At 72.4% G+C, this 13,509-nt stretch carries 11 protein-coding genes and 3 tRNA genes; 6 read left to right on the top strand and 8 right to left on the bottom strand.

Annotation, left to right across the window (positions count from 1 at the left end; genetic code table 11):
* Positions 1–44: 44 nt before the first annotated feature.
* The 3 genes from KM933_RS05385 (at position 45) to KM933_RS05375 (ending at position 4,807) form a co-directional block, all read left to right on the top strand.
* Positions 45–1,901, top strand: coding sequence for a M48 family metalloprotease (locus tag KM933_RS05385; protein ID WP_260333117.1), 1,857 nt, complete (start codon positions 45–47; stop codon positions 1,899–1,901).
* Between the two features lie 256 nt (positions 1,902–2,157).
* Entirely contained in the window at positions 2,158–3,744 is a 1,587-nt protein-coding gene (locus KM933_RS05380; protein ID WP_260333086.1) for a N,N-dimethylformamidase beta subunit family domain-containing protein, read from the top strand.
* A gap of 163 nt (positions 3,745–3,907) precedes the next feature.
* Entirely contained in the window at positions 3,908–4,807 is a 900-nt protein-coding gene (locus tag KM933_RS05375; RefSeq protein WP_221348661.1) for a phosphoribosylaminoimidazolesuccinocarboxamide synthase, read from the top strand.
* A 90-nt stretch (positions 4,808–4,897) separates the two neighbouring features.
* Here the strand turns inward: KM933_RS05375 and KM933_RS05370 are convergent.
* The 8 genes from KM933_RS05370 to KM933_RS05335 form a co-directional block, all read right to left on the bottom strand.
* Positions 4,898–4,970, bottom strand: a tRNA-Gly gene (locus KM933_RS05370).
* 23 nt (positions 4,971–4,993) lie between these two features.
* Positions 4,994–5,614 carry a response regulator transcription factor gene (locus tag KM933_RS05365; protein WP_221348659.1) on the bottom strand — a complete coding sequence of 207 codons (621 nt, stop codon included), beginning with the start codon at positions 5,612–5,614 and terminating at the stop codon, positions 4,994–4,996.
* 16 nt (positions 5,615–5,630) lie between these two features.
* Positions 5,631–6,911, bottom strand: coding sequence for a sensor histidine kinase (locus KM933_RS05360; protein ID WP_221348658.1), 1,281 nt, complete (start codon positions 6,909–6,911; stop codon positions 5,631–5,633).
* 89 nt (positions 6,912–7,000) lie between these two features.
* The gene (locus KM933_RS05355) at positions 7,001–7,813 is read right to left on the bottom strand and encodes an ABC transporter permease (protein ID WP_221348656.1); all 813 of its coding nucleotides are present in this window, start codon (positions 7,811–7,813) and stop codon (positions 7,001–7,003) included.
* Complete coding sequence (locus tag KM933_RS05350; RefSeq protein ID WP_221348654.1) at positions 7,810–8,850, bottom strand: ABC transporter ATP-binding protein; 1,041 nt, start codon at positions 8,848–8,850, stop codon at positions 7,810–7,812. Before KM933_RS05350 ends, KM933_RS05355 begins: the two co-directional genes overlap by 4 nt.
* Positions 8,851–9,038: 188 nt before the next feature.
* Positions 9,039–9,114, bottom strand: a tRNA-Gly gene (locus tag KM933_RS05345).
* A gap of 79 nt (positions 9,115–9,193) precedes the next feature.
* Positions 9,194–9,265, bottom strand: a tRNA-Gly gene (locus tag KM933_RS05340).
* Between the two features lie 316 nt (positions 9,266–9,581).
* Positions 9,582–9,899 carry a histone-like nucleoid-structuring protein Lsr2 gene (locus KM933_RS05335; RefSeq protein ID WP_221348652.1) on the bottom strand — a complete coding sequence of 106 codons (318 nt, stop codon included), beginning with the start codon at positions 9,897–9,899 and terminating at the stop codon, positions 9,582–9,584.
* Between the two features lie 382 nt (positions 9,900–10,281).
* Between KM933_RS05335 and purS the strand changes: the two genes are divergently transcribed.
* From purS to purL, 3 genes are read left to right on the top strand one after another with little or no spacing between them, the layout of a single operon-like run.
* Positions 10,282–10,545, top strand: coding sequence for a phosphoribosylformylglycinamidine synthase subunit PurS (gene purS, locus KM933_RS05330; RefSeq protein WP_005482678.1), 264 nt, complete (start codon positions 10,282–10,284; stop codon positions 10,543–10,545).
* Positions 10,542–11,246 carry a phosphoribosylformylglycinamidine synthase subunit PurQ gene (gene purQ / locus KM933_RS05325; protein ID WP_221348650.1) on the top strand — a complete coding sequence of 235 codons (705 nt, stop codon included), beginning with the start codon at positions 10,542–10,544 and terminating at the stop codon, positions 11,244–11,246. The genes purS and purQ overlap by 4 nt, the downstream gene beginning before the upstream one ends.
* Complete coding sequence (gene purL, locus KM933_RS05320; protein ID WP_221348648.1) at positions 11,243–13,501, top strand: phosphoribosylformylglycinamidine synthase subunit PurL; 2,259 nt, start codon at positions 11,243–11,245, stop codon at positions 13,499–13,501. Before purQ ends, purL begins: the two co-directional genes overlap by 4 nt.
* Positions 13,502–13,509 lie beyond the last annotated feature (8 nt).

The following is a 13,509-nucleotide window of genomic DNA, read 5'->3' as shown; positions in this document are numbered from 1 at the left end:
ACATGCCGGACGGGCGATAGGGGGTGACGGAGGTCGTGTCCGGTATGGGAGTGGAGTGGGGCGCGCACACCGCGCGCTCACGGGCCCTCGCCGTGCTGCGCATCCGCAGCAGGGCACTGGCCGTCGCCCTGCTGCCCGCGGCCGTCGCCGTCGTCCTGCTCGTCGGCGGGTCGACCGGGCACCTCGACGGTCCGGGCTGGGGCGTGGCACGCGCGGTCGTGACGGCCGTCGCCGTGTCGGCGCTGCTCTCGGCGGCGGGCATCGCGCTGGTCGTGGCCCGTTCCCGACCCGCCGTGAGCCCCACGGTCCCGGTCGCCGAGGAGTCGGCGCCGGACCTGTACCGCATGGTGCGGGACCTGGCCGACCGCCTCGAAGTGCCCGCGCCCTCCGCGATAGCGCTCACCCCCGACTGCGACAGCTGGCTGGAGGACCGCACCCATCCGGCCCACGGGCCACCCCGTCCCGGGTCCGGCGAGGAGATGGTGGGCGGTGGCCGCGCCCTGCCGACGGCCCACCGGCGTACGCCCGCCGCGCCCGTCCTCGTCATCGGCTCGCCCTTCCTGTGGTGGATGCGGGTCGGTGAACTGCGTGCCGTCCTCGCGCCGGTCGTCGCGGGTACGGGGCCGTCGGCGCACCCGGACATAGCCGCGGCCCGGCGTTTCGTACGGGGCCTGGACGCGGCCGTGGCGGTGACCTCGGCCCCCGGGCGCGGGCCCCTGGCCCGCCTGGTGCTCGGCGGGGCCGGCTGGGTGACGCGGCTGCTGCTGCGCGGCTGCCGCGGACACGCGGCCGAGATGGAGCGGGGTGTCGCGGCCTCGGCGGCGGAGCGCGCACAGGCGGTGGACTACGGTCTGCGGATCGTCGCCCAGGAGCAGGTGGGCCTGGCGTACGCGGGCTGGGACCGGCTGCTGACGAGGGTCGCGCTGCCCGCATGGCGCATGGGGCGGTGGCCGTCCCGGCTCGACGCGGGCGTCGTCGCGGCGCTCACCGAACTGTCCCGGCGCGACCGGCTCGCCGAGGGCTTCGCCTCCCGGCTCGGCGAACGCCCCGCGTGCGACCTCCTGGAGGAGCCGGGCGCGATCGACGAGGCGACGTCCCTGCTGGCCGCCCGCCTCTTCCACGGCGGTCCCGCCGAGACCGGCCCCGACTGGGCACCGGTCGACTGGGCCGAGTACCCGGACGAGGTCGTCGACCGCAAATGGCGTACGGACGCGGCACGGCTGCACCGCGTACTGGACGTGCTGGGCGTCACCCGCGGTACGCCGGAACCCGGCACGTCGGAGCCGGACGCCCCGGACCCGGGTGCCTCGGACCCGCAGGGGCCGACCCTGTCCCGGGTGATGGACCACCTGACCGTGGAACGGCCCGAGCCCGAACCCGAGCCCGCGCCCGTGCCCGAAGCCGAGCCCGAACCCGCGCAGAGCGGCCGGCCCGGGGCCGACCGGGCCGACCGAACCGAGAGCGACGAGGACGGCGAGCCCTCGACCGCACGCGGCGCCCAGCTCGCGGCGCGGCTGAGCGCCGAACTGGCGCGCGAGGAGGCCGCGACCGCCGCCGGGCCGACGGCGCCGTCCGTGGCCCCCGCCGGGCAGGGCGGTCCCGACCTGGCGCTCTGGGACGACGGCGCGCTGCCGCTCTTCCCCCTGCAACCGCCGCGGACGGGTCGCGAGCTGCTGAGCGACCACGTGACGGCGATGGTCTGCTGCGCCGCGATGGACACGGCCGGAGCCATGCCGGGACTCGACTGGCTGGACGGCCCTTCGCTCCTCGTCGGCGGCGAACGGCCCGCCGACCTGGGACCCCGGGTGCTCAGCCTCGTGGAGGAGGGCGACCCCGCTCCCCTCCGGGCCTGGCTCCTGAACCTCGGCGTACGTCCCGAGAAGCCGGTACGACTGGTCTGATGGTCTGAGGACCGGTCCCGTACGCCCGTCTGGGCCGCCCCACGGCGACCCGGACCGCCGGCCCACCACCTCCCACCCCCCTCGCTCCCCGGGGGCGCGGGGGCCCCGTACGCGCCCTGCCGCCATCTCCCGCCCGGGGGAAGGCAATTCGCGACGAACGGTAACGGTATGCATGCGTAATGTGATGTGCTGGGCCCGGTCACCAGGCCGTACATCGCCCGCAGAGGCTGACGGCACACGAGGGAGGGAACGTCGTATGAGGTCGGAACAGTCGGAACGACCCGAGCGGTCGGCACGGCCGGGGCGGTCGGAACAGCCGGGGCCGTCGGAGCAGATCCGCCGGTGGGAGTCGGGAGCGCTGGCACACGCCGTCACGGATCCCTTCGGACAGGGTCCCCTCCCCTGGCTGCGCGGCAGCGAGCACTACTTCGACGACACCGGCCACGTCGTCCCCTGGTACGTCGATCCCGCCCCGCCCCCCGCCGCGACCACCACCGCGAACCGCCGCCGCGGCACCGGCGGCCCGGCCGTGCCCGCCCCCCGCGCCGGCGACGGCCGCCCCCGCTCCGCCGACGACGTCCGCCGGCAGATCAAGGGCTTCGCCTCCACCGGCGCCGTCGCCCCCGGCGAGGCCGTCGACTTCCACATCACCGTGGACCCGCCCCAGCGGTTCGGCGTCGACGTCTACCGCATCGGCCACTACGGGGGCGACGGCGCCAGCAAGATCACCACCAGCCCGTGCCTCTCCGGGATCGTCCAGCCGCCCCCGCTCACCGCGGAGCGCACGGTCTCCTGCCACCACTGGTGGCTCTCGTGGCGGCTGCAGATCCCCTCGTACTGGAGCGTCGGCGCGTACGTCGCCGTGCTCACCACCAGCGACGGGCACCGCTCCCACATCCCGTTCACGGTCCGCGACGACCACCCGGCCGACCTGCTGCTCCTCCTGCCGGACATCACCTGGCAGGCGTACAACCTCTACCCGGAGGACGGCCGTACGGGCGCGAGCCTCTACCACGCCTGGGACGAGAACGGCCGGCTGCTCGGCGAGGCCGACGCCGCGACGACGGTCTCCTTCGACCGGCCCTACGCGGGCGCGGGCCTGCCGCTGCACGTGGGTCACGCCTACGACTTCATCCGCTGGGCCGAGCGCTACGGCTACGACCTCGCGTACGCCGACGCCCGCGACCTGCACGCCGGCCGCGTCGACCCCACGCGCTACCGCGGCCTGGTCTTCCCGGGGCACGACGAGTACTGGTCCCCGGCCATGCGCCGTGCCGTGGACGTCGCCCGCGAGCAGGGCACCTCGCTCGTCTTCCTCTCCGCCAACACCATGTACTGGCAGGCGGAGCTGGCGCCCTCCGCGTCCGGCGTCCCCGACCGGCTGCTCACCTGCCTGAAGCGCCGCGGACCCGGAAAACCCGCCCTGTGGCGCGAGATCGACCGCCCGGAGCAGGAGGTGCTGGGCATCCAGTACGCGGGGCGGGTCCCCGAGGCCCGGCCGCTCATCGTCCGCAACGCCGACCACTGGCTGTGGGAGTCGACCGGGGCGTACGAGGGCGACGAGCTGGCGGGCCTGGTCGCGGGCGAGGCCGACCGCTACTTCCCGCGTGCCGCGCTCCCCGAGCACCAGGGCCGCATCCTGCTCTCCCACTCGCCGTACCGCGACGTTGAGGGAACGGTCCGCCACCAGGAGACGTCCCTGTACCGCGCGCACTCCGGTGCCCTCGTCTTCGCGTCCGGCACCTTCGCCTGGTCCCCCGCCCTGGACCGCCCGGGGCATGTGAACACCCGGGTCCAGCGCGCCACGGCCAACCTCCTCGACCGCATCTGCAAACGGGACTGAGGACCTGCGGCCGGGGCCGGGCCCGACGGCCGGAACCGACGGCCGGGTCCAGCGGCCGCAGCTCCGCGCCATCCCCGTCCGACCTCTGACCCGACCCCTGACCAGGCGCCGGTCTCCCGTACGGGAGAATCGAGCCATTCACCCAGAACCACGGGGAGGAACCGTGTCCGGATTCGTCGAAAAGCCCGAGGCCCCGGAGGTCCCGGGTCTGGTGCACCTGCACACCGGCAAGGTGCGCGACCTGTACCAGAACGAGGCGGGCGACCTCGTGATGGTCGCCAGCGACCGCATCTCCGCGTACGACTGGGTACTGCCCACCGAGATCCCCGACAAGGGCCGTGTCCTGACGCAGCTCTCGCTCTGGTGGTTCGACAAGATCGCCGACCTGCTGCCGAACCACGTCCTCGGCACCGAACCGCCGCCCGGCGCCCCCGCCGAGTGGCAGGGCCGCACCCTGGTCTGCAAGTCCCTGCGGATGGTCCCGGTCGAGTGCGTCGCCCGCGGCTATCTCACCGGCTCGGGCCTCGCGGAGTACAAGGAGACCCGTACCGTCTGCGGTCTCGGCCTCCCCGAAGGGCTGACCGACGGCTCGGAGCTGCCCGGCCCGATCTTCACCCCGGCCACCAAGGCCGCCGTCGGGGAGCACGACGAGAACGTCGCGTACGAGGAGGTCGCCCGCCAGGTCGGCGCCGAGACCGCGGCCCAGCTGCGGCAGGCGACGCTCGCCGTCTACAACCGGGGCCGTGACATCGCGCACGACCGGGGGATCATCCTGGCGGACACGAAGTTCGAGTTCGGCTTCGACGGCGAGACGCTGGTCGTCGCCGACGAGGTGCTGACTCCGGACTCGTCCCGCTTCTGGCCCGCCGACCAGTGGGAGCCGGGCCGCGCGCAGCCCTCGTTCGACAAGCAGTTCGTACGCGACTGGCTGACCTCCGCCGAGTCCGGCTGGGACCGCGGGAGCGAGCAGCCGCCGCCCGCCCTGCCCCAGCGGGTGGTGGACGCGACCCGCGCCAGGTACGTGGAGGCGTACGAGCGCCTGACGGGCACGACCTGGAGCTGAGCGCCCGCGGCCGCCGCACCGGCGGCCGCCACCGCCCGCAGCCAACGAGGAACCCCCGGTCGATGACCGGGGGTTCCTGTTCCTGCTCCGAGCGGACGACCAGGTTCGAACTGGCGACCTCAACCTTGGCAAGGTTGCGCTCTACCAACTGAGCTACGTCCGCGCTGCGCCGTGGCGCGAGAGCAACTATACCCAACCTCGCTCGCGTGCGAGACGCACCGCCGAATGACGGTTCTCGACCCCGAGTTTGGACACGGCCGACGACAGGTAGTTCCGTACGGTGCCCTGCGACAGCGCGGCCCGCTCCGCGATCTCCGCGACGGGCGCTCCGTCGGCGGCCAGCTCCAGGACCTCGGCCTCGCGCGTGGTCAGCGGCGAGTCCCCGGCGGAGATGGCGTCGGCGGCCAACTCGGGATCGACGTAGCGGTTTCCGGCGTGCACGGTACGGATGATCTCCGCGAGCCGCTGGGCGCTGACGGTCTTCGGGACGAAGCCGCGCACGCCCGCCGCCAGGGCCCGCTTGAGGTGTCCGGGGCGCCCGTGGCTGGTCACGATCAGCACCCGGCAGGCGGGCAGTTCGGTCCGCAGGGATGTGGCCACCCTCACACCGTCGGCGCCGGGCATCTGGAGATCGAGCACGGCCACCTCGGGTTCGTGCGCCCGTGCCATCGCGAGCGCCTCGGGCCCGTCGGCCGCCTGTGCCACCACGAGCAGGTCCTCCTCCAGTCCCAGCAGCGCGGCGAGCGCCCCCCGGATGAGGTGCTCGTCGTCGGCGAGCAGCAGCCGGATGGGTCGTACGGACGTCATGAAGCGACCTCTTCACTCACGGGGCGGGGACGGGAAGACGAGGGGACGGGGAGGGTGCGGGGGCGGACGGCGGCAGCGGCACCTCGGCCACGACCCGGAACAGGTCGCCGTCGACGGGGCCGGCCTCCAGCGTCCCGGCCACGGCGGCCAGCCGCTCCCGCAGTCCGGCGAGACCGGATCCGCCGGGTCCGCGGACCTGTCCGCCCGCCGGGGCACCGGAGGAGGCGTCCCCGGGGCGCTCCGCGCCGTCGTTCTCGACCGTGAGGACCACGTGGTCGCCCATCGGTTCCAGGGCCACGCGGCACCGCCGGGCGTCCCCGTGCCGCAGGACGTTCGTGGTGGCCTCCCGTACGACCCAGCCCAGCGCCGACTGGACCGCCGGGGGCAGGCCCGTCGCGGAGCCGCTCACCGTGCAGTCGACCCCGGCCGCGGTCAGGACGCCCTGCGCACCGGCGAGTTCGGCGCCGAGGTCGGCCTCCCGGTAGCCGCGTACGACTTCGCGGACCTCCCGCTGCGTCTCGTGGGCGATGCGCTGCACCTCGGTCATCTGGTCCACGGCCTCGGGGCGTTCGCGCCGTGCGAGCTGCACGGCGAGCTCGCTCTTCAGGGCGATCACCGCGAGGTTGCGGCCCACGACGTCGTGCAGGTCGCGCCCGAAGCGCAGCCGCTCCTCGGCGACGGCGAGCCGGGTACGGGTCTCGCGGGCCGCGTCGAGCTCGAACACGGCGTCGAGCAGCCAGACGGAGAAGATGGAGGTGAAGGCGAGGAAACCGCCGCCGAGCAGCACCGCGAACGCCGTACCCAGCGCGGCCGGACCGGCGAGACCGAGGACGAACGCCACGCCTCCCGCACCCGCGGCGAAACCCGCCACGACCGCGAGCACGCGCTGTCGGTCGCGTATGCCGAGCGCGATGGTGCCGGCGCCGAAGGCCAGCATGCCCACGTGGAGCGAGACCGCCGCCGAGAGGGCGTCGTCGGACCCGCGCCGTGCGAGTCCGACCGCGGCGGCCCCGAGCAGCCCCGAGACCACCCCGAGCGTGACGAGCAGGCGTACGGGCTGGTCACGGATGCCCCTGTGCCAGTCGAGGGCCCGGGACGCGGTCACCCCGCACAGCACGGCGTGCCCGCACAGCGGCAGGAACAGCCAGAGGGGGAACCGGCCCTCCACGTGCCGGAAGGCGGGAAGGCCGATCGCGGTGACCTCCACCACCCCGAAGAAGTGGAAGGACCAGCGGGTGTACGCCTCGACCTTCGCCGGCGTGCTCTTGCCCCGCCACCAGACACTCGGCCTGCGCATCCCCGGACTCCTCGTTCCCGTCGCCGACCGTCCTGCCGCCGACTGTCCTGCCGTCGGCCGTTCCCGCCGCCGGCCGCTTCCGTCCGAGGTCAGCGCCTCGGCTCCCAGCGGAACCACTTGCGTACAGCAAACACCGCGATCACGATCCAGGCCACCGCCGTCGCGACGGCGCCCAGGGCCTCGTACCCGGAGAGGTTCCCGGTCCAGCCACCGCGTATGAGGGTGATCACCGGGGACAGCGGCAGCAGCTCGCAGACGGAGGCGAGCCGGTCCGGCATGACCTCGAAGGGGACGACGGTGCCGGAAGCCATCATCGACACGAGCAGCAGGGGCATCGCCGCGACCTGGGCGCCCTCCACGCTCCTGCTGAAGCTCGCGGTCACCGCCGCGAGCGCCGGCCACATCGCGAGCCCCAGCAGCAGCCCCAGCACGGCGAGGAGGGGCGCCTCGGGCGTCCCGACGTCCATGAGCGCGGCGCAGACGGCCGTCAGCACCAGGCACTGCACCAGGCCGATGAGGACCGACGGCAGGGCGGCGCCCGTCAGGATCTCCGCGTCCCGCAGCTCGCCGGTGCGGAGCCGCTTGAGGACGAGCTCCTCGCGTCGGGCGGCGTAGACGCTCACCAGGGAGCTGTAGACGGCGAAGAGCAGGGAGAAGCCGATGGCGGAGGGCAGGATCACCGAGCCGACCGAGAGCCCGGTGGCCTTCAGGTCCATGTCCTCGACGGTCGAGCGGAAGCTGATCGGCAGGACCAGCGGCACGAACACCGCCGCGAAGAAGGTGGCCCTGCTGCGTGCGATCAGGGTGAGTTCGGCCCGGGCGAGCGAGGTCATCCGCCCGGCCGCGGTCACCGTGGGCCCCGCGGGGGCGAGGGGGGCGGGGGCAGCGGTTTCTGTGCTCATGCCACGTGCTCCTTCTTCGAGTGCTTCGGGTTCCGGCCGTCCTTGCCGTTCCTGCCGTCCCCACCGCTCTCGGAGCCGCCCGGGCGGGGCGGCTGCTCCGCCCGGGCGTCCCGCTCGGACACATCGCGCGCGATGCGCAGGAACGCCTCCTCCAGGGACCCGGACCGCACGTCGAGCCCCCGCAGCTCGACACCGGCCCGCTCGGCCCACACCAGCAGCCCGGTGGCGGCCCGCTGGAGCTCGTTCGTCCGCAGCCGGAGCACCCGCCCGACGACCTCGTGCCCGGTGACACCGAGGGAGTCGAGCGGCGGCAGGTCGCCGGGGAAGTAGCCGGCGGGCAGTTCGAAGGAGATCCGCGACGGCTGGGAGGCGGTCACCTCCGCCGGGGTGCCGGAGACCGCGATCTGCCCGGCGTGCAGGATCGCGAGCCGGTCGGCCAGGCCCTCCGCCTCCTCCAGGTAGTGGGTGGTGAGCAGCACGGTCGTGCCCGCCGCACGCAGTTCGCGCACCAACTCCCAGGTCTCCTGGCGCCCTTCGACGTCGAGGCCGGTGGTCGGCTCGTCCAGGAAGAGCACCTCGGGCCGCCCGAGCAGCGCGAGTGCCAGGTCCAGGCGGCGCTTCTCGCCCCCGGACAGCTGCTTGACCCGTACGCCGGCCCTGCGGGTGAGGCCGACCAGCGACAGCGCCTCGCTCTCGGGGCGGGCTCCGCTCGTGCAGCCGGCCCACATCCGTACCGTCTCCGAGACGGTCAGCTCGGACGGGAAGCCGCCCTCCTGGAGCATGAGGCCGATGCGCGGCCGCACCACGGAGCGCTCGGTGTACGGGTCGTGCCCGAGGACGCGCACCCGGCCGCCGGCGGGCGGCGCGAGGCCCTCGATGAGTTCGACGGTGGAGGTCTTGCCGGCGCCGTTGGTGCCGAGCAGCGCGAAGAGTTCGCCGCGGCCGACCTCGAAGGACACTCCCCGGACGGCTTCGTAGCCGCCGCGGTAGACGCGTCGCAGGTCTGTGACCTCAATCACGGGCTCATCCGTGTTCATGACTGCGTTCGTGACCGTGTTCATGACTCAAGCGTCCCGGCGGCGGGCGCCGTCCGGCAGTGCGAGCTGTCACTGGTGCACATGACAAATGTCAGACGGGCCGGACGGCCGGGAGCCGAGGCATGCCGGGTGCGCATACGAGAAAGGCCCCGGTCACTCGACCGGAGCCTTTGCTCACCTTCACTTACTGGAGCGGACGACCAGGTTCGAACTGGCGACCTCAACCTTGGCAAGGTTGCGCTCTACCAACTGAGCTACGTCCGCATTGCCTCCGACCGGCTTTCACCGATCGGCGCGAGCATCAGCCTACCTGATCCGAAGAGCGATCAGACCGGCGATGCGGAGCGGGTGACAGGAATTGCACACTGCGCCTTCCCCCTGGAAGGGGGATGTTCTACTACTGAACTACACCCGCGTGGCTCCGGAGCCGGGCCTTTCGGCCTTGCCCCTCGGCGTGCTCCAGACTCTAGCTGATCGACGGGGGTGCAACGCAAGTCGGCTCCCCCGGGCCTCCAATGACCGCTTTTCCAGGCCCGCCCCTCCAGGCCCGCCCCTCCAGGCCCGCCCCTGAAGAGGACGCCCCTTCAGGGGCGCGGGGAACTGCGCGCCCGGCCCCCACCGACCCGAGGCCGACGCACGACCCCTTGCCCTCCCCCAGGGGGAGGCCCCCAGGGGGAGGCCCCCAGGGGGAGGCCCCCCGGGCGGTGAGGCCCGAAGGGCCGGACCCCCACTCACTGAGCCGCGGCGAACGCCTCGTACACCTTCTTGGGAATCCGCCCCCGCGCCGGCACCTCCAGCCGGTTCGACTGCGCCCAGGCCCGCACGGCCGAGGGATCCGGCGCGACCGCCGTCTCCCGGTAGGCCCTGCCGGACCGCGACCGCTTGCGGCCCGCCTCCACGTAGGGCTCCAGGGCCCTGCGCAGCTTCTCGGCGTTGGCCGGATTGAGGTCGATCTCGTACGACGTGCCGTCCAGGCCGAAGGCGATCGTCTCCGTCGCTTTCGAGCCGTCGATGTCGTCGAAGAGAGTGACTACGACACGCTGCGCCACGAATATCGGTCCCTTCGTGCGGCGTCTCTCCGGCGACGCGCGATGACGTGCGGAGATGCCGACTGTCCGACTGCTTTTATGGGTGATTGCTGGGTGCTTGATGGTTGATCGGGCAAAGTATCTGCTATTGCCAATTCATTTGTACAGTGCCCGGCAATCCCTTGGGAAGCCCGACTAAATCCCCCGGAGCACACCCGGGGCAATAGCGGGCCGGGTGCTGATCCGAATCTTTCCCAGGATTTTTCGCGAAGGCGGGCCGACCATAGCCCCTCGATGCGTAATCGTGATGGCCGTCACGTAGATTCCTACGAATCTACCCGCGTAGAAATTTTGTACGGGTAGTCTGAAGGGACCTGCTCAGCACCACACACCGGGAGTGCCAGTGGCACGCGTCGTAGTCGACGTCATGCTCAAGCCGGAGATCCTCGACCCCCAGGGCCAGGCGGTGCAGCGTGCACTGCCGCGTCTCGGTTTCGAAGGCGTCTCCGACGTACGTCAGGGAAAGCGATTCGAACTGGAAGTTGACGGACCGGTGGACGACGCCGCGCTCGCCCGCATCCACGAACTCGCCGAATCCTTCCTCGCCAACACCGTGATCGAGGACTTCACCGTCAAGGTCGAGGAAGTCGCGGAGGCCGGGAAGTGACCGCTCGTATTGGCGTCGTCACTTTCCCGGGAAGCCTCGACGACCGGGACACCCGGCGTGCGATCAAGCTCGCCGGCGCCGAGCCCGTCGCCCTCTGGCACAAGGACAAGGACCTCCGGCAGGTCGACGCGGTGGTGCTGTGCGGCGGATTCTCGTACGGCGACTATCTGCGTGCCGGTGCCATCGCGCGCTTCTCGCCGGTGATGGAGACCCTCATCGAGCAGGCGAAGTCGGGAATGCCGGTGCTCGGCATCTGCAACGGCTTCCAGATCCTCACCGAGGCCCACCTCCTTCCCGGCGGGATGCTCGGCAACGACCACCTCCACTTCATCTGCCGCGACCAGAAGCTGAGGGTGGAGAACGCGTCGACCGCCTGGACCGCCGACTACGAGGCCGGCCAGGAGATCCACATCCCGCTGAAGAACATGGACGGGCGGTACGTCGCCGACGAGCGCACCCTCGACATGCTGGAGGCGGAGGGCCGGGTCGCCTTCCGCTACGTGACCGGCGGCGACGCGGCCGAGGGCCACGGCAACCCCAACGGCTCCCTGCGGGACATCGCCGGCATCTCGAACGAGGCGGGCAACGTCGTCGGCCTGATGCCGCACCCGGAGCACGCCGTCGAGCCCCTCGTCGGGTCCGGCCGCACGGACGGCCTCCCCTTCTTCACGTCGATCCTCAAGAAGCTGGTCACCGCATGAGCCGCACTCCTCTGGACACGGTCGAGCACGCGGCCGAGACGCCCGACGTCGACCTCCCCTGGGCCGAACTGGGCCTGAAGAAGGACGAGTACGAGCGGGTCGTGGAGATCCTCGGCCGCCGGCCCACCGGCGCCGAGCTCGCCATGTACTCCGTCATGTGGTCCGAGCACTGCTCGTACAAGTCCTCCAAGGTGCACCTGCGCCAGTTCGGCGAGAAGGCCCCGCAGTCCGACGCCCTGCTGGTCGGCATCGGCGAGAACGCCGGCGTCGTGGACGTCGGCCAGGGCTACGCGGTCACCTTCAAGGTCGAGTCGCACAACCACCCGTCGTACGTCGAGCCCTACCAGGGCGCGGCCACCGGCGTCGGCGGCATCGTGCGCGACATCATCGCGATGGGCGCCCGCCCGGTCGCGGTCGTGGACCCGCTGCGCTTCGGCGCGGCCGACCACCCCGACACCAAGCGCGTGCTGCCCGGTGTCGTCGCCGGCATCGGCGGCTACGGCAACTGCCTGGGCCTGCCCAACATCGGCGGCGAGGTCGTCTTCGACGCCTGCTACCAGGGCAACCCGCTGGTCAACGCCGGTGCCATCGGTGTCATGCGGCACGAGGACATCCACCTCGCGAAGGCGTCCGGCGCCGGCAACAAGGTCATCCTCTACGGGGCCCGCACGGGCGGCGACGGCATCGGCGGCGCATCCATCCTGGCCTCCGAGACCTTCGACGACGCCAAGCCCTCCAAGCGCCCCGCCGTCCAGGTCGGCGACCCCTTCCAGGAGAAGCTCCTCATCGAGTGCACCCTGGAGGCGTTCGCCGAGAAGCTGGTCGTCGGCATCCAGGACCTGGGAGCCGCGGGCCTGTCCTGCGCGACCAGCGAGCTCGCCTCCAACGGCTCCGGCGGCATGCGCGTCACGCTGGACGACGTACCGCTGCGCGACTCCACGCTCTCGCCCGAGGAGATCCTCATGAGCGAGTCGCAGGAACGGATGTGCGCGGTCGTCGAACCGTCGAAGGTCGACCGCTTCCTGGAGATCTGCGACAAGTGGGACGTCATCGCCACCGTCATCGGTGAGGTGACCGACGGCGACCGCCTGGAGATCTACTGGCACGGCGGCAAGATCGTCGACGTCGACCCGCGCACGGTCGCGCACGACGGCCCGGTCTACGAGCGCCCGTACGCCCGCCCGGAGTGGCAGGACGCGCTCCAGGCGGACGACGCGAACAAGCTGCCCAGGCCCGCCACCCCGGAAGAACTGCGCGACCAGGTCCTCCGGCTGGTCTCCTCGCCGAACCAGGCGTCCAAGTCCTGGATCACCTCCCAGTACGACCGCTTCGTGCAGGGCAACACGGTGCTGGCGCAGCCCGAGGACTCGGGCATGATCCGCATCGACGAGGAGTCGGGCCTCGGGGTCGCCATCGCCACGGACGGCAACGGCCGGTACGCCAAGCTGGACCCGTACCACGGCGCCCAGCTGGCCCTGGCCGAGGCGTACCGGAACGTCGCGACGACCGGCGCCAGGCCGCTCGCCGTCTCCGACTGCCTGAACTTCGGCTCGCCCGAGGACCCGGCCGTCATGTGGCAGTTCGCGGAGGCGGTCCGCGGTCTGGCCGACGCCTGCCAGCAGCTGGGCACCCCGGTGACCGGCGGCAACGTCTCGCTCTACAACCAGACCGGCGAGGCGGCCATCCACCCGACCCCGGTGGTGGCCGTGCTGGGCGTCATCGACGACGTCGCCCGCCGCACCCCGGTCGCCTTCAGGGAGGAGGGCCAGCTCCTCTACCTGCTCGGCGACACCCGTGAGGAGTTCGGCGGTTCGGCCTGGTCGCAGGTCGTCCACGACCACCTCGGCGGACTGCCGCCGGCCGTGGACCTGGAGCGGGAACGCCTGCTGGCCGAGATCCTGATCTCCGCCTCCCGCGACGGCATGGTCGACGCCGCGCACGACCTGTCCGACGGCGGTCTGGTCCAGGCCGTCGTCGAGTCGGCCCTGCTCGGTGGCAAGGGCGCACGGCTGGTCGTGCCCGACGGGCTCGACGCCTTCACGTTCCTCTTCTCCGAGTCCGCGGGCCGCGCCGTCGTCGCGGTCCCGCGCTCCGAGGAACTGCGCTTCACCGACATGTGCGGGGCGCGGGGGCTGCCCGTCACCCGCATCGGTGTCGTCGACGGCGACGCGGTGGAGGTGCAGGGCGAGTTCACACTCCCCCTGACCGAACTGCGCGCGGCCCACGAGGCCACGATCCCGGCGCTCCTGGCGTAGCGTGCGCC

This window comes from Streptomyces beigongshangae, from assembly GCF_019710745.1.
Taxonomy (GTDB): Bacteria; Actinomycetota; Actinomycetes; order Streptomycetales; family Streptomycetaceae; genus Streptomyces; species Streptomyces beigongshangae.
The sequence above is the reverse complement of the archived record's forward strand: the minus strand, read 5'-3'. Positions and strand labels throughout refer to the sequence as shown.